Annotated in this window: 18 protein-coding genes; 17 read left to right on the top strand and 1 reads right to left on the bottom strand. The window is 66.5% G+C overall.

All coding sequences use genetic code 11. From position 1 onward, the window contains the following. Positions 1-30 precede the first annotated feature (30 nt). The 7 genes from HCT51_RS08095 (at position 31) to rpsA (ending at position 8,503) form a co-directional block, all read left to right on the top strand. Complete coding sequence (locus tag HCT51_RS08095) at positions 31-1,233, top strand: PTS transporter subunit EIIC (RefSeq protein WP_166871955.1); 1,203 nt, start codon at positions 31-33, stop codon at positions 1,231-1,233. A 21-nt stretch (positions 1,234-1,254) separates the two neighbouring features. Then, positions 1,255-1,563 carry a PTS sugar transporter subunit IIBC family protein gene (locus HCT51_RS18720; RefSeq protein ID WP_166871958.1) on the top strand — a complete coding sequence of 103 codons (309 nt, stop codon included), beginning with the start codon at positions 1,255-1,257 and terminating at the stop codon, positions 1,561-1,563. 3 nt (positions 1,564-1,566) lie between these two features. After that, complete coding sequence (locus tag HCT51_RS08090) at positions 1,567-2,034, top strand: PTS mannitol transporter subunit IIA (RefSeq protein ID WP_224760733.1); 468 nt, start codon at positions 1,567-1,569, stop codon at positions 2,032-2,034. Between the two features lie 57 nt (positions 2,035-2,091). Next, entirely contained in the window at positions 2,092-2,361 is a 270-nt protein-coding gene (locus HCT51_RS08085) for an HPr family phosphocarrier protein (RefSeq protein ID WP_166871962.1), read from the top strand. A 53-nt stretch (positions 2,362-2,414) separates the two neighbouring features. Continuing rightward, positions 2,415-4,106 carry a DUF885 domain-containing protein gene (locus HCT51_RS08080; protein WP_166871966.1) on the top strand — a complete coding sequence of 564 codons (1,692 nt, stop codon included), beginning with the start codon at positions 2,415-2,417 and terminating at the stop codon, positions 4,104-4,106. Positions 4,107-4,343: 237 nt separating this feature from the next. Then, positions 4,344-6,917 (top strand): winged helix-turn-helix domain-containing protein, encoded by a 2,574-nt coding sequence (locus HCT51_RS08075; RefSeq protein WP_166871969.1) that lies wholly within the window; start codon positions 4,344-4,346, stop codon positions 6,915-6,917. Between the two features lie 140 nt (positions 6,918-7,057). Continuing rightward, positions 7,058-8,503, top strand: a complete 1,446-nt coding sequence (rpsA, locus tag HCT51_RS08070; RefSeq protein ID WP_166871971.1) for a 30S ribosomal protein S1 — start codon at positions 7,058-7,060, stop codon at positions 8,501-8,503. 316 nt (positions 8,504-8,819) lie between these two features. On the opposite strand, the gene HCT51_RS08065 is transcribed toward rpsA, so the two are convergent. Continuing rightward, on the bottom strand, positions 8,820-9,416 hold the full coding sequence (locus HCT51_RS08065) for a DUF4126 domain-containing protein (RefSeq protein ID WP_166871974.1): 597 nt from the start codon (positions 9,414-9,416) through the stop codon (positions 8,820-8,822). Between the two features lie 33 nt (positions 9,417-9,449). On the opposite strand from HCT51_RS08065, the gene coaE reads away from it, so the two are divergent. The 10 genes from coaE (at position 9,450) to tpiA (ending at position 22,927) form a co-directional block, all read left to right on the top strand. Continuing rightward, positions 9,450-10,073 (top strand): dephospho-CoA kinase, encoded by a 624-nt coding sequence (coaE, locus tag HCT51_RS08060; RefSeq protein ID WP_166871977.1) that lies wholly within the window; start codon positions 9,450-9,452, stop codon positions 10,071-10,073. Positions 10,074-10,083: 10 nt separating this feature from the next. Beyond that, positions 10,084-12,150, top strand: a complete 2,067-nt coding sequence (gene uvrB, locus HCT51_RS08055) for an excinuclease ABC subunit UvrB (RefSeq protein ID WP_166871980.1) — start codon at positions 10,084-10,086, stop codon at positions 12,148-12,150. 30 nt (positions 12,151-12,180) lie between these two features. Then, on the top strand, positions 12,181-15,099 hold the full coding sequence (gene uvrA / locus HCT51_RS08050; protein WP_166871983.1) for an excinuclease ABC subunit UvrA: 2,919 nt from the start codon (positions 12,181-12,183) through the stop codon (positions 15,097-15,099). A gap of 13 nt (positions 15,100-15,112) precedes the next feature. Then, on the top strand, positions 15,113-17,044 hold the full coding sequence (gene uvrC, locus HCT51_RS08045) for an excinuclease ABC subunit UvrC (protein WP_166871986.1): 1,932 nt from the start codon (positions 15,113-15,115) through the stop codon (positions 17,042-17,044). Positions 17,045-17,114: 70 nt separating this feature from the next. Then, positions 17,115-17,987, top strand: a complete 873-nt coding sequence (gene rapZ, locus HCT51_RS08040) for an RNase adapter RapZ (RefSeq protein ID WP_166871989.1) — start codon at positions 17,115-17,117, stop codon at positions 17,985-17,987. A 72-nt stretch (positions 17,988-18,059) separates the two neighbouring features. Continuing rightward, positions 18,060-19,040, top strand: coding sequence for a DNA-binding protein WhiA (gene whiA / locus HCT51_RS08035; protein WP_166871992.1), 981 nt, complete (start codon positions 18,060-18,062; stop codon positions 19,038-19,040). Between the two features lie 128 nt (positions 19,041-19,168). Further along, complete coding sequence (locus tag HCT51_RS08030) at positions 19,169-19,795, top strand: superoxide dismutase (RefSeq protein ID WP_166871995.1); 627 nt, start codon at positions 19,169-19,171, stop codon at positions 19,793-19,795. Between the two features lie 112 nt (positions 19,796-19,907). Beyond that, on the top strand, positions 19,908-20,912 hold the full coding sequence (gene gap, locus HCT51_RS08025; protein WP_166871998.1) for a type I glyceraldehyde-3-phosphate dehydrogenase: 1,005 nt from the start codon (positions 19,908-19,910) through the stop codon (positions 20,910-20,912). A gap of 12 nt (positions 20,913-20,924) precedes the next feature. Continuing rightward, positions 20,925-22,142 carry a phosphoglycerate kinase gene (locus HCT51_RS08020; RefSeq protein ID WP_166872001.1) on the top strand — a complete coding sequence of 406 codons (1,218 nt, stop codon included), beginning with the start codon at positions 20,925-20,927 and terminating at the stop codon, positions 22,140-22,142. Beyond that, positions 22,130-22,927 carry a triose-phosphate isomerase gene (gene tpiA, locus HCT51_RS08015; RefSeq protein WP_166872003.1) on the top strand — a complete coding sequence of 266 codons (798 nt, stop codon included), beginning with the start codon at positions 22,130-22,132 and terminating at the stop codon, positions 22,925-22,927. Before HCT51_RS08020 ends, tpiA begins: the two co-directional genes overlap by 13 nt. Positions 22,928-22,940: the final 13 nt, after the last annotated feature.

Below are 22,940 nucleotides of genomic sequence, written 5' to 3'. Positions count from 1 at the left end.
AAGTGGGCGTAACCACAAAGGGGTACAAAGATGTCCGACTACACACCTCAAGTGACCGGCACCGGCGTCCGTGCGCGAATCCAGCGGGGCGGAGCATTCCTTGCCGGCATGATCATGCCGAACCTCGGGGCGTTCATCGCCTGGGGTCTGATCACCGCCCTGTTCATCCCCGACGGCTGGGTCAACCAGATCGCCAGGTGGGGCCCCCTTCGCGAGGGTGAGACGCTACCGTTCGCCGACTCCTCCGCGGCGATCGTCGGCCCGATCATCCTCTTCCTGCTGCCGATCCTGATCGGATACACCGGCGGACGGCTCGTGCACGGTCAGCGTGGTGCGGTCGTCGGCGCGGTGGCCACCATGGGCGTCGTGCTCTCGCCGATCGCCTACGGGCTGGTCGACAACCTCGGCGAACTCAGCCCGCAGTTCCTCGGTGCTCTGTTCATCGGCCCGGTGACCGCATGGATTCAGAAGCAGGTTGACAAGCTGTTCGAGGGCAGGCTCAAGGCCGGCTTCGAGATGCTCATCGACAACTTCAGCGCCGGCATCATCGGGGCGGTGATGGCACTGGTCGGGTTGTGGCTGGTCGGCCCGGTCGTGCAATGGATCACCAATCTGTTCGCCACCGTCGTGGAATGGCTGGTGGTGATCGGCCTGCTGCCGCTGGTGTCGATCATCATCGAGCCGGCGAAGGTGCTGTTCCTCAACAACGCCCTGAACCACGGCGTACTCACGCCGCTCGGCGCCGATCAGGCCGCGGAGACCGGCAAGTCGATCCTGTTCATGCTCGAGTCGAACCCGGGACCTGGGTTTGGCGTGCTGACCGCGATGCTGCTGTTCGGGCCGCGGCTGATCCGTCCCACCGTGCCCGCCGCCATGGTGGTGCAGTTCCTCGGCGGCATCCACGAGATCTACTTCCCATACGTGCTGATGAAGCCGATCCTGATCATCGCCGCGATCTGCGGCGGAGCATCCGGCATCCTGATGTTCGTCCTCTTCGCCGTCGGGCTGCGAGCCCCGGCATCCCCTGGCAGCATCTTCGCCTACATCCTGGTGTCACCGCCGGCCGACCTGCTGTTCATCCTGCTTGGCATCCTCGTCTCCGCGGGAGTCTCGTTCATCGTCGGCGCGGTCCTGCTCAAGTTCGGCCGCGGCGAAGCACCCATCATGGAACTCGACGAGGCCCAGGCGCAGAGCGCCCGGAACAAGAACCGGCCATCGACGGCCACCGCATAACCGAAAGCAGAGGAGACCCCCATGGCCACGATCGACGGCTCACACGTCAAGAAGCTCATCGTCGCGTGCGACGCGGGAATGGGGTCGAGCGTCATGCTGGCCTCGACCCTGAAGAAGCAGCTGAGCAAGCAGGGCGTCACCGTCGAACATTCGGATGTCGCGCACATCCCCGCCGACGCGGACGTGGTGCTCACCCAGTCCGGGCTCGCCGACCGCGCCCGCGGGGTGGTGCCAGACATCCCCGTGGTGCCGTTCCAGCTGTTCCTCGGCGATCCCGCGGTGGCGAGGCTGGTGAAGGCCATCCAAAACGGCGACTCGCTCGAGGTGTGACCGGTGGCTGACGAGACCGTTCCCCTGACCGACCTGCTCGAGGAGCAATCGATTCGGCTGAACCAGACGGCGACCGACCGTGATGACGCGATCCGTCAAACCGGTCAGGCGCTGCTGGACTCCGGCGCCATCGACCCGACGTACATCGACGCGATGCTGGAGCGCGAGCAATCCGTGTCGACGTTCGTCGGCGAGGGGGTCGCCATCCCGCACGGCACCCTGGCGGCGAAGGATGTCGTGAAACACGACGCCATCTCGGTGCTGCGGTTCCCGGCCGGGGTCGACTGGGACGGCAACGACGTGACCGTCGCGGTCGGCATCGCCGCCCGCGGCAACGGCCACATCGCCCTGCTCGCCCAACTCGCTACGATCCTCCTTGACCCGCAGAAGGCGGAGTCCTTGCGAAACGCCACCACCAGCGCCCAGGTGTACGAGCTGCTGGCAAGCGACGACGACACGTCCGACGAGTAAGCCCGCTTGCCCGATCAGCCCCGGCCAGCAGGCCGGACCCACCCGGAGGAGACCCCCATGCCAGAACGCACCGTCACCGTCGCATCCAGTGTTGGACTGCATGCCCGCCCGGCGTCGCTGTTCAGCCAGGCGGCCGCGAAAGCCGGCGTGCCGGTCACCCTGACCTCGGCGGCGGGGCGCAGCGTGAATGCGGCAAGCATCCTGGGTGTGCTCTCGCTCGGGGTCGGCCACGGCGAGGAAGTGACGATCAGCGCGGAGGGCGATGGCGCCGACGCCGCCCTCGACAGCCTGGTCTCGCTGCTCAACACCGACCTCGACAAGGAGTGATCCTGACCGGAGCGAGCCTGACCTGAGCGATCATGACTGGGTACGCTGGCAGCATGACGAATGCTGATGCAAACTCGACGGAACGGACAGCCACGGCGATCGACGCGATCGCCGAAGAATGGGTGACAACGCTCGCCGACCTCAACCCCGACGTTGCCATCTGGATCGGCATTCCGGGACGCCACGGCGAGTTCGCGGATCTGTCTCCGGCCGGCCACGAGCAGCGCATCCACGCGGCGAAGCGGGTGCTGGCACAGCTCGAGCAGGCGCGCCCCGTCGACGAGGTGGACGAGGTGACCCTCGCGGATCTGACCGCGGAGCTCCGGCTCGACGTCGAAGAGTCCGAGGCGGGGCTGTTCAAGCGTGACCTCAACGTGATCGCATCGCCGGCGCAGGGGATCCGTGACACGTTCGACCTGATGCCGCACGCGTCGGAGTCAGACTGGGACACCATCGCCACCCGCCTGTCGAATCTGCCCGGCGCGGTCGACGGCTACATCGAGACCCTGCGACTGGGCATCAGCGACGGCACCACCCCGGCGAAACGCCAGGTGCGGGAGGTCATCGCGCAGGCCCGCAAGCATGCCGCCGCGGACGGGTTCTTCTACGCCTTCACCCAGAACGCCGAAGCCGAGGCAGGCCAGCCGCTGCCCGCATCCCTGCGCGCCGACCTCGAACGCGGCGCCGCGGCATCCGCCGAGGCCTATCAGAAGCTCGCCGGCTTCCTCGAGAACGAACTGGACGCCGCCGCCACCGACGACGACGCGGTCGGCCGTGACCTGTACGCGCTGCAGTCCCGTCGTTTCCTCGGCGCCACCATCGACCTCGACGAAACCTACGAGTGGGGGATCGAGGAGCTGGCCAGGATGGTGGAGGAACAGACGGCGATCGCCGGTGAGATCAAGCCGGGAGCCTCCGTCGCGGAGGCCATCGCCGTGCTCGACGCCGACGAGGCCCGCACCCTGCGCGGCACCGACGAGCTGCAACGGTGGATGCAGCGGCTGAGCGACAAGGCCGTCGACGAGCTGTCCCGCACCCACTTCGACATCCCCGACCAGGTGAAGCAGCTGGAGTGCATGATCGCTCCCACCACCGAGGGCGGCATCTACTACACCAGCCCCAGCGACGACTTCGCGCGGGCCGGCCGGATGTGGTGGTCGGTGCCCGAGGGCGTGACCGAGTTCAACACCTGGCGCGAGACCACGACCGTGTACCACGAGGGCGTTCCCGGCCACCACCTGCAGCTGGGCCAGGCGGTGTACAACCGGGCGATGCTGAACACCTGGCGGCGCCAGCTCGCCGGCACCAGCGGGCACGCCGAGGGCTGGGCCCTGTACGCGGAACGCCTGATGCAAGACCTCGGCTACCTGGATGACCCGGGAGACCGCCTGGGCATGCTCGACGGCCAACGGATGCGCGCAGCCCGCGTCGTGCTCGACATCGGCGTGCACCTCGGCAAGCCGCGCCTGGATGGCACCGGCACCTGGGACTACGACTACGCCTTCGAGTTCCTGAAGCAGAACGTGAACATGAACGAACCGTTTGTCCGGTTCGAGGTGAACCGCTACTTCGGCTGGCCGGGCCAGGCACCCGCATACAAGGTGGGGCAGCGCATCTGGGAGCAGATCCGCGACGAGTACCAGCGTCGTGAGGGCGACCAGTTCTCGATCAAGGAGTTCCACAAGAAGGCGCTCGATCTCGGCGGCGTCGGCCTCGACACGCTGAAGTCGGCGCTGCTCAACTAGTCGCTGCCGCTGGCCTCAGCCGAGCGCGCCCCTCACGACGGTGTCGATTGGGGGGCGCGGGTCGGCGTCGTCATGGCGCGCTATCCGGTGCAGCACGATTCCCTCGGCGCACGCCATCACGGCCCGCGCCGCGGTCAACGGCCTCAGAATTGAACGCGTGGAGGGTGTTTGGGCTCCCCGAGGCGCTGGCCCCGCGCGACGGGTGATGTCACACTTGTTCCCAGGACGAACGACGACATGGTTGATCTCGGGAATTCACTTTCGTACGCGGTCGAGAGGCCGCGGCTTCTGCTGACACTCGAGGGCGCTCTCGAGCTCCCGCTAACCGTCATCACCGCGCAGGCAGGGTCGGGCAAGACCGTACTGCTGTCGCAGTGGCATCAGCGGCATCCGCGCGACAACTTCTTCTGGCTCGACGTGATTGCCGCCGACAACGATCCCGCGCATCTCATGCGCAGGATGCTGACCGCACTGCCGCGCCAGGAGGCAGGCGACAGTCTGCCCGCCTTGGCCGCAGAGAACGACGGCGGATGGGGGGAGGCGTTCCTGACCGCCTTCGCGGCACAGCTCGGACAGCTGCCCGACACCGTCGTCATCTTCGATGACCTCCACCACCTGTCGAACACTCGGCTGATCGCCGACCTCGGACGTCTGGTGGAACGGCTGCCCGCCAACGTGCACTTCGTGTTCTCGAGCCGCGCCGATCTCCCGATCGGATCGAGCCGCCACCGGCTCCGTCTGGCCATGCTCGAAATCCGTCAGGCTGACCTCGCTCTGGACAACCGCGAATCCGCCCTCCTGCTCGAGCGAGTGACCGGCCGCGCCCTCGACGAGTCGGATGTCGCGTCGCTGGTGAGCCACACCGAGGGCTGGGCAGCGGGCATCCAGCTGGCCGGGCTGAGCCTGCGGTTTCACCCTCACCCGTCCGAGTTCATCGACCAGCTGACGGGCACCGACCGGCTGATCGCCGAGTACCTAACCGATGAGGTGCTGCAGGATCAGACCGCGGAGCGTCGCGCGACGCTGCTGCGCATGTCCGTGCTCGACACGATGTGCGACGGCCTGGTCAGCGCGGTCGCGGGGGAGCCCGAAGGCCACCTGATTGTCGAGCAGCTGGAACACGAGTCCCTGTTCCTGGTGCCGCTCGACAACCGTCGGGAATGGTTCCGATTCCATCCCCTGTTCCGTGACCTCCTCCGCTACCGGCTCAGGGTTGAGGACCCGGCAGCCGAAGAGCAGCTGCTCGACCACGCGGCGAGATGGCACCTCACGCGCAATGAGGCGACCGCGGCCGCCGCCTACTTCGCGCGTGCCCGGAACTGGGATGCGGTTATCGATCTCACCTTCACGCACGGTCTCGACCCCGTGATGCGCGGTGACCTGGCGACGGTCATCCACTGGATAGATCAGGTGCCCATCGTCGTTCGGTCGCGACATCCGAACCTCGAGATCCTGCGCGGGGTGCTCCTGGGCATGAGCGGCCAGTTCGGGACGGCAGAGGACGTCTTGACGCGGCTGGCGAACGACCCCGCCCTGTCGACCGGGCAACGGATGATCGTCTACGCGTATCTCGCCAGCCGAGTGCAGTTCCGACCAGACGTGCAGGTCTCGATCGCCTGGGGGGAGCGCTCCCTGCATCTGTTGGACAACCACCCGGACACCGTCCCACCCGACCTGCTCCGCCTCACCGATCGTGACCTGCTGCTGACCACGACGCTGCTGAGTCTCGGTCGCTCATACCTGCTGGCCGGCGATTTCGCCGGCGCCCGTCACTGCCTGAACCGGGCCCTCGGCATCCCGGGTTCCACGTTCTCGGCTCACCGCGTGCACACGCTCGGATCGTTGGCGCTGCTCGATGCGCTGACCGGCCGTCTCGACGCCGCCGACGACCGCGCCCACGAGGCCATTGCCCTCTCCGACGAGATCGGAGCACGGTCACGCCCGGCCACCGCCGATGCCTACCTCGCCTCGGCGTTCTCGTCACTGCAACGGGGTGAGCTTGCCCGCGCGGTTCCCGCGTTGCGAGAAGCCCGCCAGCTCGCCTCGGCCAACCGACGAACCCAGCTGATGTGGCTGGAGCACGTCGGCACCGCGTGGCTGAACGCCGATCAGGGTCGAACGGCGGTCCTCGACGAGCCTCCCGACACCCCACCGCCCCTGGTCCACGACCGTCTGGTCGCGCTCGAGAGCCGGCGTTTGCGGCTGGCCGGGTTCCCCGAGAAAGCACTCGCCATGCTGCCCTCCGCCCTGGGCCCCACGCCTTCGGCGATCATGTTCGAGAGCGCAGCCGCTGCCATCGCCAGCGACCAACTGATCCAGGCGCGCCTGGTGATCGACACGATCGCACCGGATGCCGAGAATCTCCGGGCCTCGCTCGACCAGCAGATCCTCCGGGCCTGGCTGTCCGAGGCCAGCGGTGAGCGGGAGGCCGCGGCCAGCCAGCTCGCCTCCGCCGTGACCTTCGCCGAGACACACGGTCTCATCGAGTCGTTCATGCAGGCCGGACCTGCCGTTCTGCGGCAGCTTGCTGCTTACGGGAACCGTCTGCCGGACTACCGCACCAGCATCCTGCGTCGAGCGAGCGAAACCGACCTGGAGCTCGCCGGTCCCGATCTTGCTGAGCCGCTGACCAGCCGCGAACTCGAGATCCTGTCCTATCTGCCGAGTCGATTCACCAACACCGAACTCGCCGAACAGTGCTTCATCTCGGTGAACACCATCAAGACCCACATGGCGCACATCTACCGCAAGCTGGATGCCCCGAACCGGAACGCCGCAATCCGCAAGGCCAGGGCGATCGGACTGCTCTGAGCGCAGGTTGCCCCTGTTCCGGCAGACACGGTACGCTTGAGAGTCGCTTTATGCGATCTTCCATCCGCACGCCGCCGGCGAAACAAACAGCAACATCTCGCGAGTGGCCCGAATTATGTCCATAACGGAGCAATAACTACATGACAATCGTAACGACCAAGGCACCCAAGCAGGTCGCCATCAACGACATCGGATCTGCTGAAGACTTCCTTGCCGCGGTCGAGAAGACTCTGAAGTTCTTCAACGACGGAGACCTCATCGAGGGCACCGTCGTCAAGATTGACCGCGACGAGGTTCTCCTCGACGTCGGTTACAAGACCGAGGGTGTTATCCCCTCCCGCGAACTTTCCATCAAGCACGACGTCGACCCGAGCGAAGTTGTTCAGGTCGGAGACACCGTCGAGGCTCTTGTTCTCCAGAAGGAGGACAAGGAAGGCCGCCTCATCCTGTCGAAGAAGCGCGCTCAGTACGAGCGTGCGTGGGGCGACGTCGAGAAGATCAAGGATGCCGACGGTGTTGTCACCGGTACGGTCATCGAGGTCGTCAAGGGCGGACTCATCGTCGACATCGGACTCCGCGGCTTCCTGCCTGCGTCGCTCATCGAGCTGCGCCGTGTTCGCGACCTGACCCCGTACCTGGGCCAGGAGATCGAGGCCAAGATCCTCGAACTCGACAAGAACCGCAACAACGTCGTGCTGTCCCGCCGCGCCCTGCTCGAGCAGACGCAGAGCGAGAGCCGCACCACGTTCCTCAACAACCTCAGCAAGGGACAGGTCCGCAAGGGCATCGTCTCGTCGATCGTCAACTTCGGTGCGTTCGTCGACCTGGGTGGCGTTGACGGTCTGGTTCACGTCTCCGAGCTCAGCTGGAAGCACATCGAGCACGCCAGCGAGGTTGTCGAGGTTGGCCAGGAGGTCACCGTCGAGATCCTCGAGGTCGACCTCGACCGCGAGCGCGTCTCCCTGTCGCTCAAGGCAACGCAGGAAGACCCGTGGCAGGTCTTCGCCCGCACCCACGCCATCGGCCAGGTTGCACCGGGCAAGGTCACGAAGCTCGTCCCCTTCGGCGCGTTCGTTCGCGTTGCAGAGGGCATCGAGGGCCTCGTGCACATCTCGGAGCTCTCCGCCAAGCACGTGGAACTGGCAGAGCAGGTTGTCTCGGTCAGCGACGAGGTGTTCGTCAAGATCATCGACATCGACCTCGAGCGTCGCCGCATCTCCCTCTCGCTGAAGCAGGCGAACGAGGGCGTTGACCCCGAAGGCACCGAGTTCGACCCGGCGCTGTACGGCATGCTCACCGAGTACGACGACCAGGGCAACTACAAGTACCCGGAGGGCTTCGACCCCGAGACGAACGAGTGGAAGGAAGGCTTCGACACCCAGCGCGAGAAGTGGGAGCAGGACTACGCTGCAGCCCAGGCTCGCTGGGAGGCGCACAAGAAGCAGGTCGCCGCATCGCTCGTCGAAGAGGCCAACTTCGTGGCTCCCGCCGCTGGCTCGTTCTCGAGCGAGTCGACCGGTGCTGGCACCCTCGCAGACGACGAGTCGCTCGCCGCTCTGCGTGAGAAGCTCTCGAGCAACAACTAGCAGTTCAGCAACACCGGCAGCTCAGTAGAGCTGCACGAAGCGGTCGGTCCCTCCGGGGCCGGCCGCTTCGGCGTTGCGCGGGCGTGGGCGTGAGCGCCGCACTTTCCCACGAGCGCCGCGGTCATGACAGCGGCGCTCGTGGGTTTCAGCGGCGCTCGCGCTGCTCGGTGCGCGTAACCCGCGCCTCGCGACATCCGTGTCGACGAGAGCTGCCCAAACGGCCGAGCGCGCGTGCCGCGGCGGCCTCGCTCGGCCGTTTCCGGCGCGCTCACGCGCGGCGGACCGCGACGGCGGCTGCGGGGGCGTGCCGACACGGTCAGGCCGGGCTCGCGGCATCCTTTCGCCGTTTGATCCGCCGGAAGACGCTGATCATGATCAGCACCCCGGCGGCAATCGCCAGGATCACCAGCACCGGCGCCAGGATCGCGAACACGGCGAGCATCAGGCTGCCGGCATCCTCGGCGCTGCTGACCACCGGGGCGGCGGCGCCCACGGTCACCGCGTTCAGCGCCGGCCGGGCCACCATCTTCGCCGCGTGCACGCCGAGCGCAATCAGGGCACCCAGCACGATCGGCGGCCACTGGGTGGAGGCGAAGAACCCGGCAGGGTCGCTCACCGCCACCGTTTCGGATGCCGCGCCGCTGCCGAACACGATGCCGCCCGAAGCCGGCCGCACCACGGTCTGCAGCCAGTCGTTCACGCTGTCGACCAGCGGCACCTTGTCCGCGATGATCTCGATCAGCAGCAGGATGGCGAGGATGACGAGCACCCACTCGTTCGACAGCCACGACCAGTCGGCCGGCAACTGCACCAGACCGGTGAAGCGATCGGCGAGCCCGAGCGCGAGCAACGGGATGTACGCGTTCAGACCGGCAGCGACGGCGAGGCCGGTGCCCGCCAGAAACTCGAGCATGGGGCGAGCCTACTTCGCCGCTAGGGTGAAAAGATGCAGCTAATCGGCCTCACCGGAGGAATTGCATCCGGCAAATCACTTGTCGCCTCGCGTTTGGCCGAGCTCGGCGCCGTGCACATCGACGCCGACCAGCTGGCCCGCGAGGTGGTGGAGCCGGGCACGCCTGCGCTGGAACGCGTCGCGCAGGAGTTCGGCGACGACGTGCTGAACCCCGACGGCAGCCTGAACCGCGGCGCTCTCGGCGCGATCATTTTCACGGATGCCGCCAAACGGGAGCTCCTGAACTCGATCACCCACCCGGCGATCCGCGAACTCGGACGCGAACGGGTGCTGGCCGCTGCTGAGGCCGACCCGAACGCGATCGTCGTGTACGACATCCCCCTGCTGGTGGAGGCCGGCCGGCAGAACAGCACCCGGTTCGACCTGATCGTGGTGGTGCACGCGCCCACCGAGACCCGGCTGCGGCGGATGGTGGAACTGCGCGGGCTCAGCCGGACGGAGGCCACCCACCGGCTCGACGCCCAGGCCAGCGACACCGACCGGCTCGCGGTCGCCGACATCGTGATCGACAATAACGGCACCATCGCGGAGACGCTGCAGCAGGTTGACGCCCTGTGGAGGCACCTCACCGAGCGCAGTGTCAGGAGTGGCTCCTAAGCTGGAGGGCATGGAGCCCACTCGCGCTGTCCGACCCTTCGAGGTCATCAGCGACTACGTACCAAGCGGCGACCAGCCCGCCGCCATCGCAGACCTGGCCGGTCGCATCAACGCTGGCGAGACGGATGTCGTGCTGCTCGGCGCCACCGGCACCGGCAAGTCGGCGACCACCGCCTGGCTGATCGAGAAGGTGCAGCGGCCGACGCTCGTCCTCGCCCACAACAAGACCCTCGCCGCGCAGCTGGCGAACGAGTTCCGCGAGCTCATGCCGAATAACGCCGTCGAGTACTTCGTCAGCTACTACGACTACTACCAGCCAGAGGCCTACGTTCCGCAGACCGACACCTTCATCGAGAAGGACAGCTCGGTGAACGCCGAGGTCGAACGGCTGCGGCACTCCACCACCAACTCGCTGCTCAGCCGCCGCGACGTGATTGTGGTCTCCACCGTGTCCTGCATCTACGGCCTCGGCAGCTCCGAGGAGTACCTCGACGCCATGATGGCGTTGCAGGTGGGCATGCACATCGACCGCGACACGCTGATCCGCAAATTCGTGTCGATGCAGTACCAGCGCAACGACGTCGACTTCTCCCGCGGCCACTTCCGGGTGCGCGGCGACACCATCGAGATCATCCCGATGTACGAAGAGCTGGCGATCCGCATCGAGATGTTCGGCGACGAGATCGAGGCCCTGTATGCGCTGCACCCGCTGACCGGCGATGTGGTGCGCACCATGGACGCGGTCTCGGTGTTCCCCGGCTCGCACTACGTCGCCGGTCAGGAGACCGTGCACCGCGCGATCGGCACGATCAGGGAAGAACTGGCCGAACGCCTGACCGAACTGGAACGCCAGGGCAAGCTGCTGGAGGCACAGCGGCTGCGGATGCGCACCACCTTCGACCTGGAGATGATGGAGCAGCTCGGCTTCTGCAACGGTATCGAGAACTACTCGAGGCACATCGACGGCCGCGCGCCCGGGCAGCCGCCGCACTGCCTGCTGGACTATTTCCCCGACGACTTCCTGGTCGTCATCGACGAATCGCACGTCACGGTGCCGCAGATCGGCGCCATGTACGAGGGGGATGCCTCACGCAAGCGCACCCTGGTCGAACACGGCTTCCGACTGCCCAGCGCCATGGACAACCGGCCGTTGAAGTGGGAAGAGTTCCTCGGCCGGGTCGGCCAGAAGGTGTACCTGTCGGCGACCCCCGGCCGGTACGAGCTGGGCATCACCGACAGCGTGGTGGAGCAGATCATCCGTCCGACCGGTCTCATCGATCCCGAGATCGTGGTCAAGCCGTCCAAGGGACAGATCGACGACCTGCTGGAAGAGATCAAGCTGCGGGTGGAGCGTGACGAGCGGGTGCTCGTCACCACCCTCACCAAGAAGATGGCGGAGGAGCTCACCGACTTCCTCGGCGAACACGGCGTGCGGGTGCGGTACCTGCACTCCGACGTCGACACGCTGCGCCGGGTCGAGTTGCTCACCGAGTTGCGCGCCGGCGTGTACGACGTGCTGGTCGGTATCAACCTGCTGCGGGAGGGCCTGGACCTGCCGGAGGTGTCGCTGGTGGCGATCCTCGACGCAGACAAGGAAGGCTTCCTCCGCTCGTCGACGTCGCTGATCCAGACCATCGGCCGCGCCGCCCGCAACGTGTCGGGGCAGGTGCACATGTACGCCGACGTGCTCACCGACTCGATGAAGCAGGCGATCGAGGAGACCACGCGCCGGCGTGAGAAGCAGGTGGCGTACAACACCGAGCGGGGGATCGACCCGCAGCCGCTGCGCAAGCGGATCGCCGACATCACCGACGTGCTCGCCCGTGAGGAGGCCGACACGGCCGCGCTGCTGGCCGGCCGCGGCGGCCGGAAGCGGTCCGCGACGCCGGTGCTCGGTCGGGAAGGCCTCGGAGCGGCCGGCGCGGAGCAGTTGGAAGGCATCATCGCCGACCTCAACGACCAGATGATCGCCGCCGCGGCCGAGCTCAAGTTCGAGCTGGCTGCCCGGCTCCGTGACGAGGTCCATGACCTGAAGAAAGACCTCCGCCAGATTGAGGCGGCCGGGCACGTGCGCTGACGCCCCGCTAGCTGAACGTCCCGCAGGCGAATGTCAGTGGGGCACCCTAACATTGGTACAGTGTCGATTTCCTCTGTTCCCAGTTCCTCCAAGCTGACTGTCCGCGGCGCGCGGGTGCACAACCTGCGCAACGTCGACCTTGAGATCCCGCGCGACTCACTGGTGGTCTTCACCGGGCTGTCCGGCTCCGGAAAGTCATCGCTCGCCTTCGACACCATCTTCGCCGAGGGGCAGCGGCGATACGTCGAGTCGCTGTCCGCGTACGCCCGGCAGTTCCTCGGCCAGGTCGACCGGCCTGATGTCGACTTCATCGAAGGCCTCAGCCCCGCGGTGTCGATCGACCAGAAGTCGACCAACCGCAACCCGCGCTCGACGGTCGGTACGATCACCGAGATCTATGACTACATGCGCCTGCTCTGGGCGCGCATCGGCATCGCGCACTGCCCGGAGTGCGGTGAGAAGATCGCCCGCCAGACCGTGCAGCAGATCGCCGACCAGCTGATGACCCTGGAGAAGGGCACCCGGTACCAGGTGCTCAGCCCCGTCGTGAGCAAGAAGAAGGGTGAGTTCGTCGACCTCTTCAAGGAGCTCTCCTCCAGCGGATACGCCCGCGCCATCGTCGACGGCAAGCCGATCCAGCTGTCCGAGCCGCCGACACTGAAGAAGCAGATCAAGCACGACATCGCCGTCGTGATCGACCGGCTGGTGGCATCCGACGACATCCTCTCCCGTCTGACCGACTCGCTCGAGACCGCGCTCGGCCTGACAGACGGCGTGGTCACGATCAACTTTGTCGACGAGACCGGGGATGCCGCCTACCAGAGCTTCAGCGAGAAGCTGTCCTGCCCCAACGGGCACCCCCTCCAGCTGACCGAGATCGAGCCGCGCACCTTCTCGTTCAATGCGCCGTTCGGCGCCTGCGCCGAGTGCTCCGGCCTCGGCACCCGCATGTCTGTGGATTCAGAGTTGCTGATCGGCGACCCGTCGCTGAGCATCAATGAGGGCGTCATCCTGCCTTGGGCGCAGCAGGGCAAGGGGCTGTATAACTACTTTCAGAAGCTGCTCGAGGGACTCACCGACGACCTCGACTTCTCGCTCGACGACCCGTGGAAGAGCCTCTCGGCCGACGCGAAAGAGGCCATCCTCGGCGGCAACGACTTCACCGTGAAGGTGCGGTGGAAGAACCGGTACGGCCGCGAGATCAAGTACACCACCGGCTTTGAGGGCGTGATCCCCTACATCGAGCGCAAATACGCGGAGGCCGAGACCGACGTGCAACGGCAGCGGTTCGCCAGCTACCTGCGCGAGGTGCCGTGCATGGTCTGCGACGGCAAGCGGCTGAAGCCCGAAGTTCTGGCGGTGCTGGTCGACGATCACAGCATTTCGGATGTCGCGGAGCTCAGCCTCGTCGACGCGTACGACTTCATGCAGCGGTTGGAACTGACCGAACGCGACGCACGGATCGCCGCTCAGGTGTTGCGGGAGATCCGGGTGCGCCTGGAGTTCCTGATCGAGGTCGGCCTCAGCTACCTCGACCTGGCGCGGGCGGCGGGCACCCTGTCTGGTGGGGAAGCGCAGCGCATCCGTCTGGCCACCCAGATCGGTTCAGGGCTGACCGGCGTGCTGTACGTGCTCGATGAGCCGTCGATCGGCCTGCACCAGCGCGATAACCGGCGACTGATCGAGACTCTGGTCAAGCTGAAGAACCTCGGCAACACGCTGATCGTGGTCGAGCACGATGAAGACACCATCCGCACCGCCGACTGGATCGTCGACATCGGCCCGGGCGCCGGCGAACACGGTGGCACCGTCGTGCACTCCGGCGACTACGACAGCCTGCTGAGCAACGAGTTCTCGATCACCGGCGACTACCTGAGCGGGCGTCGGGAGATCGAAACCCCGACGAAGCGTCGTCCCACAGACCCGGCCAAGCAGCTGAGCGTGGTCGGGGCGCGCGCGAACAACCTAAAGAACGTCACCGTCGACTTCCCGCTCGGCGTCTTGGTCGCCGTCACCGGGGTCAGCGGCTCCGGCAAGTCGTCGCTGGTCAACGACATCCTGTACAAGGTGCTCGCGAATGAGCTGAACGGCGCCAGGCAGATTCCCGGCAAACACACCAGAGTTACCGGCCTCGACAACCTCGACAAGGTCGTGCATGTCGACCAGGCGCCGATCGGCCGCACCCCGCGGTCGAACCCGGCAACCTACACCGGCGTGTTCGACCGCATCCGCAACCTGTTCGCCGAGACGGTGGAGGCCAAGGCGCGCGGCTACCTGCCCGGACGCTTCAGCTTCAACGTGAAGGGCGGTCGCTGCGAGAACTGCAGCGGTGACGGCACCATCAAGATCGAGATGAACTTCCTGCCGGACGTGTATGTCGTGTGCGAATTGTGTGGGGGAGCACGCTACAACCGCGACACCCTCACCGTGCACTACAAGGGCAAGAACATCGCCGAGGTGCTGGACATGCCGATCAGCGAGGCCGCCGAGTTCTTCGAGCCGATCAGCGCCATCCATCGATACCTGAAGACCCTGGTCGACGTCGGACTGGGCTATGTGCGGCTCGGGCAGAGCGCCACGACGCTGTCCGGCGGTGAGGCGCAGCGCGTCAAGCTGGCGACCGAACTGCAGAAACGATCAAACGGACGCAGTGTGTACGTTCTCGACGAACCGACCACTGGCCTGCACTTCGAAGACGTGCGCAAGCTGCTGATGATGCTCGGCAGCCTGGTCGACAAGGGCAACACGGTCATCGTGATCGAACACAACCTCGACGTGATCAAGTCGGCGGACTGGGTGATCGACCTCGGCCCAGAAGGCGGCGCCGGCGGCGGGCAGGTGCTGGTCACCGGCAGCCCCGAGAAGGTGGCGCGCTCCAAGAAGAGCCACACCGGCCTGTTCCTCAAGGACGTGCTCGCCGGGCAGGCCAGAGAAGCCAAGGCAGGATAGTCTCGCAACCAGAATGGCCGACACTGTCAGTTACCGCCCCAAGGCGGGGGAGATCCCGACCGCACCCGGCGTCTACCGTTTTCGCGACGCCAACCGGCGGGTGCTGTACGTCGGCAAGGCGAAGAACCTGCGGGCTCGGCTCAGCAACTACTTCGCGCCACTCGCTACCCTGCACGAGCGCACCCGGCGGATGGTCACCACCGCGGCATCCGTGGAATGGACGGTCGTTGCCACCGAGTTCGAGGCGCTGCAACTCGAGTTCACCTGGATCAAGGAGTTCGACCCGCCGTTCAACGTCAAGTTCCGAGACGACAAGACCTACCCGTACCTTGCCCTGACGATGGCCGACGAGGCGCCGCGGGTGATCGTCACCCGCAACCACAAGATCCGTGGCGCCAAGTACTTCGGCCCGTATCCCAAGGTGTGGGCGGTGCGCGAAACCATCGACCTGATGATCAAGGCGTTCCCGATCCGCACCTGCTCCGACTCCAGCTACAAGCGGGCGATGCAGAGCGGGCGGCCGTGCTTCCCCGGGCAGATCGGCCGCTGCGGCGGACCATGCTCCGGCAAGGTCACCATCGAGCAACACCGTGCGATCGTCGACGACTTCGCGGCGTTCATGGCCAGCCACGACCGGCGGGTGATCGGCCGGCTCACCAAGGACATGAAACGCGCCTCGGAGCACCAGCAGTACGAGGAGGCCGCGAAGATCCGCGACCGCATTCTGGCGCTGGAGGCGGTGCTGGAGAAGAGCGCCGTGGTGCTGCCGGAAACCGTGTCGTGTGACCTGTTCGGCATCGAACACGACGAGCTCGCCGCGGCCGTGCAGCAGTTCGTGGTGCGCGGTGGCCGGATCCGCGGTGTGCGCAGCTGGGTGGTCGACAAGGAGCTCGACCTCGAGATGGGGGAGTTGGTCGACTCCATCCTGCAGCGCGCCTACGACGGCGATGAGCGGCCGCCGCGCGAGGTGATCGTGCCAGAGCTGCCCGAGGATGTCGCCGAGCTGGAGCTCTGGCTGCAGACCCTGCGCGGCACCGGGAAGGTGCACCTGCACACCGCGCAGCGCGGCGACAAGGCGGCACTGATGCAGACCGCGACCCTGAACGCGAAGCATGCCCTGCAGCTGTACAAGACCCGCCGCTCCGGCGACTTCACGGCCCGCTCGCAGGCCCTCGCCGACATCCAGGAGGCGCTGGAACTGAGCGAGGCGCCACTGCGGATGGAGTGCTACGACGTGTCCCACCTGAGCGGCACCAACATCGTGGCATCCATGGTGGTGTTCGAAGACGGCCTGGCCCGCAAGGACCAATACCGGCGGTTCAGCATTCCCGAGTACGCCGATGACACCGAGGCGCTGTATCAGGTGCTCAGCCGTCGGCTGGCCTACCTGTCCGGCGATGCGCAGACCGAGGAGGCCGGCGTGGGCCCGGCAGGCGCCGTCGCTGCAGACGCGGCCGCCGCCGCGGCTGTCGCCGGTGCGGAGACGCCGGATGCCGTGCGCCGCAAGAAGTTCGCCTACCGCCCCAACCTGCTCGTGGTCGACGGCGGGCAGCCTCAGGTTGCGGCCGCCGCCAGGGCGCTGCGCGACTCCGGGGTCAGCGGCATCGAGATCTGCGGGATCGCGAAGCGCCTGGAGGAGATCTGGCTGCCGGACAGCGACTACCCGGTGATCCTGCCGCGCAACAGCGACGCGTTGTTCATGTTCCAGCGGTTGCGCGACGAGGCGCACCGCTTCGCCATCACCTATCAGCGGCAGAAGCGCAGCCGCGACATCTCGTCGGTGCTGTCGGATATCCCCGGCCTCGGCCCGTCACGGGTGAAGGTGCTGCTCAAGCACTTCGGTTCGGTCGCCCGGTTACGCTCAGCTGACGCCGACGCGATCGCCGAGGTCAGGGGCATCGGGGTGACCCTCGCGGAAACCATCGTCACCACGCTGCGCAGCTGACCCGTGGTGCGCCCTGCCGCGCTGATCGCTCGGTAGGCTGGAGGCCACACCGACGCGAGAACGAGGGACAATGGCGGGCACCGGCCAGCAGGAACTGCTGATCGTCACAGGAATGTCCGGCGCGGGCCGGTCGACGGTCGCCAACGCACTCGAGGATCTCGGCTGGTACGTGGTCGACAACCTTCCGCCGATGATGCTGCGGCCGCTCACCGAGCTGGCCGAAAAGGCAGGCAACGCCATCCCGAAGATCGCCGCGGTCGTCGACGTGCGCGGGGGCCGATTGTTCACCGACGCGGTGGAGGCCCTGCGTGAACTCCGCGAAAGCAGCAATCTGCGCATGGTGTTCCTGGAGGCCACCGACGCCGTGCTGGTGCGCCGGTTCGAGCAGGTGCGCCGCCCGCACCCGCTACAGGGTGACGGCACACTGCTCGACGGCATCGCCGCGGAACGCGCCCTGATGATCGAGCTGCGAGCCAACAGCGACATCGTGATCGACACCTCAGACCTCAACGTGCACCAACTCGCGACCGCCGTGCACGAGAAGTTCGGCACGGAAGACACGCCCGGCGTGACCGTCACCGTGCTCAGCTTCGGATTCAAATACGGGCTCCCCGCCGACGCCGACCACGTGGCCGACGCCCGCTTCCTGCCGAACCCGTTCTGGGTGCCGGCCCTGCGGGCGTTGAACGGCACAGACCAAACCGTCAGCGAGTACGTCTTCGAGCAGGAAGGCGCCCGAGAATTCGTGGAGGCGTACGCCGCCGCCCTGGAGCCCGTGCTCGCCGGTTATCAGCGGGAAAACAAGAGACACGCTACGATCGCCATTGGTTGCACCGGAGGAAAACACCGGTCGATCGCCCTCGCCGAAGAGCTCGCCACCCTACTGCGTGGCCTGCCCGGTGTCGGCGTGAACGTGAAACACCGCGACCTCGGACGCGAGTAACCTCGTTCAGATCCGCACACACCTCATCGTGTGCCGACCCAGAATTACCAAGCCAAGCAAAGGACACCATCAGTGGCTCTCACCGCCGACGTCAAAGACGAACTCACCACGGTCGACGCGGGGAAGACGACGGTTCGGGCAGCGGAACTCGCCACCATCCTGCGGTTCTCCGGCGGGCTGCACGTCATCTCCAACCGCATCGCGGTCGAGTCCGAGGTCGACACCGCGCAGCTCGCGCGGCGGGTACGTAAGGACCTCGCCGAACTCTACGGTGTGCGCAGCGACGTGACCGTGATCTCGGCATCCGGGATGCGCCGCACCAGCAACTACCTGGTGCGGGTGCTCGACGGCGGCGAGACCCTCGCGCGCCAGACCGGTCTGCTCGACGCCAGACGCCGACCGATCCGCGGCCTGCCGAACAAGCTCACCACCGGAGGCCAGGAGATCCTCGCCGCCGTCTGGCGCGGGGCGTTCCTGGCCCGCGGCACGCTCACCGACCCCGGCCGCTCCGCTGCACTCGAGGTCACCTGCCCCGGCAACGAGGCCGCGATGGCCCTGGTCGGCGCCGCCGGACGCCTACAGATCCCCGCAAAGGCTCGCGAGGTGCGCGGCGTGCACCGCGTCGTCGTACGGGATGGCGAAGCCATCGGCGCCATGCTGCGACTGATGGGTGCGACCGCCAGCGTCACCGCGTGGGAGGAACTGCGCCAGCGCCGCGAGGTGCGCGCCACCGCCAACCGCCTGGTCAACTTCGACGACGCCAACCTGCGCCGCTCCGCGCAAGCCGCGGTGGCCGCCTGCGCCCGCGTCGACCGGGCCATGGAGATCCTCGGCGACACCATCCCCGACCACCTGCGCTATGCCGGCGACCTGCGCCTGGCGCACCGCGAAGCCAGCCTCGACGAGCTCGGCCACTTCGCCGACCCGCCGATGACGAAAGACGCCGTCGCCGGCCGCATCCGCCGCCTGCTGGCGATGGCCGACAAGCGCGCCTTGGACCTCGGCATCCCCGGCACGGACGCGGGACTGCCCTCGGACCTCGACCGGGACTAGACCGGGTCGCCGGATCCCGGCCGGGTGGGAAGTTTCCCTCGACACCGTTGTTGTGCTCATTAGACTGACAAAGTCACCCCGCGTGCTGCACCGTCTGATACCGGGGCCAATTCGCTAGGAGAAAATGCATGGCTGAATACACGTTGCCCGAACTTGCCTACGACTACTCGGCCCTGGAGCCGAGCATCAGCGGCACGATCATGGAACTGCACCACTCGAAGCACCACGCCACCTACGTCGCCGGGGCGAACACCGCCCTCGAGAAGCTCGCCGAAGCGCGCGATTCCGGTGACTTCACCAACGTCAACAAGCTCGAGAAGGACCTGGCGTTCAACCTCGGTGGCCACGTCAACCACTCGATCTTCTGGACCAACCTGTCTCCGAACGGCGGAGACAAGCCGACCGGTGAGCTCGCCGCCGCCATCGACGACAACTTCGGTAGCTTCGACAAGTTCACCGCTCACTTCACCGCCGCCGCGCTCGGCGTGCAGGGCTCAGGATGGGCGGCCCTGGTGTGGGATTCCATCGGGCAGCGACTGATCGTCCAGCAGTTCTTCGACCAGCAGTCGAACTTCGCGCCGGGCACGATTCCGGTGCTGCTGCTGGATGTCTGGGAGCACGCGTACTACATCGACTACAAGAACGTGCGTGCCGACTACGTGAAGGCGTTCTGGAACATCACCAACTGGGCAAACGTGCAGCAGCGCTTCACCACCGCCCGGGAGAAGACAAACGGCCTGCTGGTACTGTCGTAAACGGCATGGTGGCCGGGGTGGCCGCTGGTCGCCCCGGCCACCGTCCGCTGGTATGACCAGTTGCCCCACCACCCTTGCGTCTGATTCAGACGCCTGAGCAACAGGAGATCCATTGTCAGTCAAGATCGGCATCAACGGCTTCGGCCGAATCGGCCGCAACTACTTCCGCGCTGCGCTCGCCAAGGGCAGCGACCTTGAGCTCGTCGCAGTCAACGACCTCACCGACAACAAGACGCTTGCCCACCTTCTGAAGTACGACTCGATCAACGGCCGGCTCGACGCCACCGTGGAGCTTGAGGGCAACCAGATCGTCGTCAACGGTAAGCCGATCACCGTGCTCGAAGAGCGCGACCCGGCAAACCTCGGCTGGGGCGACCTGGGCGTTGACATCGTCATCGAGTCCACCGGCCGTTTCACCAAGGCCGACGACGCCCGTAAGCACATCCAGGCTGGCGCCAAGAAGGTTCTCATCTCGGCTCCGGCCAACGGTGAAGACGCCACCTTCGTGATGGGCGTCAACCACGAGTCCTACGACCCCGCGGCGCACCACATCATCTCCAACGCGTCGTGCACCACGAACTGCCTCGCGCCGCTCGCGAAGGTCTTCAACGACAAGTTCGGCATCGAGCGTGGGTTGATGACCACGATCCACGCGTACACCGCCGACCAGAACCTGCAGGACGGCCCGCACAGCGACCTCCGCCGTGCCCGTGCCGCCGCGGTCAACATCGTGCCGACCTCAACCGGTGCTGCCAAGGCAATCGGCCTGGTCCTGCCGGAGCTCGTCGGCAAGCTCGACGGCTTCGCCCTGCGCGTGCCGGTACCCACCGGCTCCATCACCGACCTCACCGTCACCGCCTCGCGCAACGTGACCGTGGACGAGGTCAAGGCGGCGTACAAGAACGCTGCAGAGGGCAAGCTCAAGGGCATCCTCAAGTACACCGAAGACGAGATCGTCTCCTCCGACATCGTGTCAGACCCGCACTCCTCGATCTTCGACGCAGGCCTCCTGCGTGTGCTGGGCAACCAGGTCAAGCTGTCCGCCTGGTACGACAATGAGTGGGGATACTCCAACCGCTTGGTCGACCTGACCGAGTACGTCGCCGAACGCCTGTAAGGAAACTATTTCGTGGCATTGCGCACAATCGAGAGCCTCGGTGCTCTCACCGGCAAAACGGTACTGCTGCGATGCGACCTGAACGTTCCGCTCCAAGACGGGGTCATCACCGACGACGGACGCATTCGTGCCTCCGTCCCCACGGTGACTGACCTCGCCGGGGCGGGCGCGAGAGTCGTCATCGTCTCGCACCTCGGACGCCCAGAGGGCGCACCGGACGAGCGCTACAGCCTCGCCCCGGTCGCCGCGCGGCTCGCCGAGCTGCTGGGAGCTCCGGTGGCGTTTGCCACAGATACCGTGGGTCCGGATGCCGAGGCCACCGTGCGTGATCTGCCAGCGGGCGGCGTCGCCCTGCTCGAGAACCTCCGCTTCAACCCGGGGGAGACCAGCAAGCAAGACGCCGAGCGTCAGGAGTTCGCCGCCAAGTTGGCTGCTCTCGGTGACGCGTTCGTCTCCGACGGTTTCGGCGTCGTGCACCGCAAGCAGGCGAGCGTCTACGAGCTCGCCACGCTGCTGCCGAGTGCCGCAGGCACGCTGATCGCGGCAGAGCTCGACGTGCTGAACCGCCTGACCGAGTCACCGGAGCGGCCATACACGGTCGTGCTCGGCGGCTCCAAGGTCAGCGACAAGCTCGGCGTGATCGGGCACCTGCTGCCCAAGGTCGACTCGCTGCTGATCGGCGGCGGCATGCTGTTCACCTTCCTCGCCGCGAACGGGCACAAGGTCGGGGCGAGCCTGCTCGAAGCCGACCAGATCGACACGGTCAAGGGCTACCTGGCCGAGGCCGAACGCCTCGGCGTTGACATTGTGCTGCCGACCGATGTGGTCGTCGCATCCAAGTTCGGCGCTGACGCAGAGCACCTGGTGGCTCCGGCGGACGGCATTGAAGACACCCCGTTCGGTGCGGCAGGGCTCGGCCTGGACATCGGCCCCGCGACATCCGCCCGGTTCGCCGACGTCATCCGGTCCTCGAAAACGGTGTTCTGGAACGGCCCGATGGGCGTGTTCGAGTTGGCACCGTTCGCCGCGGGCACCGAAGCGGTCGCGGCCGCACTCACCGAGATCGACGGTCTCGGCGTGGTCGGAGGCGGCGATTCCGCCGCCGCGGTGCGCGCGCTCAAGTTTGACGATTCCCAGTTTGGTCACATATCTACCGGCGGCGGTGCGAGCCTCGAGTTCCTCGAGGGTAAGAAGCTTCCGGGCTTGGAGGTTCTTGGATGGCAGCAGTAAATTCCCAGCGTGTTCCGCTGATCGCGGGCAACTGGAAAATGAACCTTGACCACCTGCAGGCGATCGCCTTCGTGCAGAAGCTCGCCTGGAGCCTGAAGGACGCCCGGCACGACTTCGACGGCGTGCAGGTTGCCGTGTTCCCGCCGTTCACCGACCTCCGGTCGGTGCAGACGCTGATCGCGGCAGACAAGCTGCCGCTGCAATACGGCGCTCAGGACGTCAGCCAGCACGACTCCGGCGCATACACCGGCGAGGTGGCGGGTTCCTTCCTGAAGGCGCTGCACTGCGACTACGTGATCATCGGCCACTCGGAACGTCGCCAGTATCACGGTGAGACCGACGAGATCGTCGGCGCCAAGACCGCGGCGGCCATCAAGAACTCGGTGACCCCGATCATTTGCGTTGGGGAGACGGCCGAAGACCTCGAGCAGCACGGCCCGAGCGCCGTTCCGGTCGCCCAACTGCGGACCGCGTTGGCGGTTGCGGGCAAGGCCACCGACGTCGTCGTCGCCTACGAGCCGGTCTGGGCGATCGGATCCGGCCAGGCCGCCACGCCCGAACAGGCCGAACAGGTCTGCGCGGCGCTTCGCGCCGTGGTCGCGGAAGCCCTCGGCGACGAGGTGGCGGCTGCCACCCGCATCCTGTACGGCGGTTCCGTCAAGTCATCGAACATTGCCGGCTTCATGCGGCAGCCGAACGTCGACGGCGCGCTGGTCGGCGGGGCAAGCCTCGACGTCACCGAATTCACGAGCATCGCTCGGTTCAAACAGCACGTCGGCGTGTGACGCCTATACTGGT

It is taken from the genome of Salinibacterium sp. ZJ450, assembly GCF_011751885.2.
Lineage (GTDB): Bacteria > Actinomycetota > Actinomycetes > Actinomycetales > Microbacteriaceae > Ruicaihuangia.
The sequence above is the reverse complement of the archived record's forward strand: the minus strand, read 5'-3'. Positions and strand labels throughout refer to the sequence as shown.

Coding starts and splice junctions, on each gene's coding strand:
- HCT51_RS08080 (WP_166871966.1), top strand. CDS start 2,415: ATGACGAATGCTGATGCAAACTCGACGGAACGGACAGCCACGGCGATC.
- uvrC (WP_166871986.1), top strand. CDS start 15,113: ATGGCCGACACTGTCAGTTACCGCCCCAAGGCGGGGGAGATCCCGACC.
- HCT51_RS08030 (WP_166871995.1), top strand. CDS start 19,169: ATGGCTGAATACACGTTGCCCGAACTTGCCTACGACTACTCGGCCCTG.
- tpiA (WP_166872003.1), top strand. CDS start 22,130: ATGGCAGCAGTAAATTCCCAGCGTGTTCCGCTGATCGCGGGCAACTGG.
- HCT51_RS08085 (WP_166871962.1), top strand. CDS start 2,092: ATGCCAGAACGCACCGTCACCGTCGCATCCAGTGTTGGACTGCATGCC.
- HCT51_RS08075 (WP_166871969.1), top strand. CDS start 4,344: ATGGTTGATCTCGGGAATTCACTTTCGTACGCGGTCGAGAGGCCGCGG.
- rpsA (WP_166871971.1), top strand. CDS start 7,058: ATGACAATCGTAACGACCAAGGCACCCAAGCAGGTCGCCATCAACGAC.
- coaE (WP_166871977.1), top strand. CDS start 9,450: ATGCAGCTAATCGGCCTCACCGGAGGAATTGCATCCGGCAAATCACTT.
- HCT51_RS18720 (WP_166871958.1), top strand. CDS start 1,255: ATGGCCACGATCGACGGCTCACACGTCAAGAAGCTCATCGTCGCGTGC.
- HCT51_RS08095 (WP_166871955.1), top strand. CDS start 31: ATGTCCGACTACACACCTCAAGTGACCGGCACCGGCGTCCGTGCGCGA.
- uvrA (WP_166871983.1), top strand. CDS start 12,181: ATGTCAGTGGGGCACCCTAACATTGGTACAGTGTCGATTTCCTCTGTT.
- rapZ (WP_166871989.1), top strand. CDS start 17,115: ATGGCGGGCACCGGCCAGCAGGAACTGCTGATCGTCACAGGAATGTCC.
- uvrB (WP_166871980.1), top strand. CDS start 10,084: ATGGAGCCCACTCGCGCTGTCCGACCCTTCGAGGTCATCAGCGACTAC.
- HCT51_RS08065 (WP_166871974.1), bottom strand. CDS start 9,416: ATGCTCGAGTTTCTGGCGGGCACCGGCCTCGCCGTCGCTGCCGGTCTG.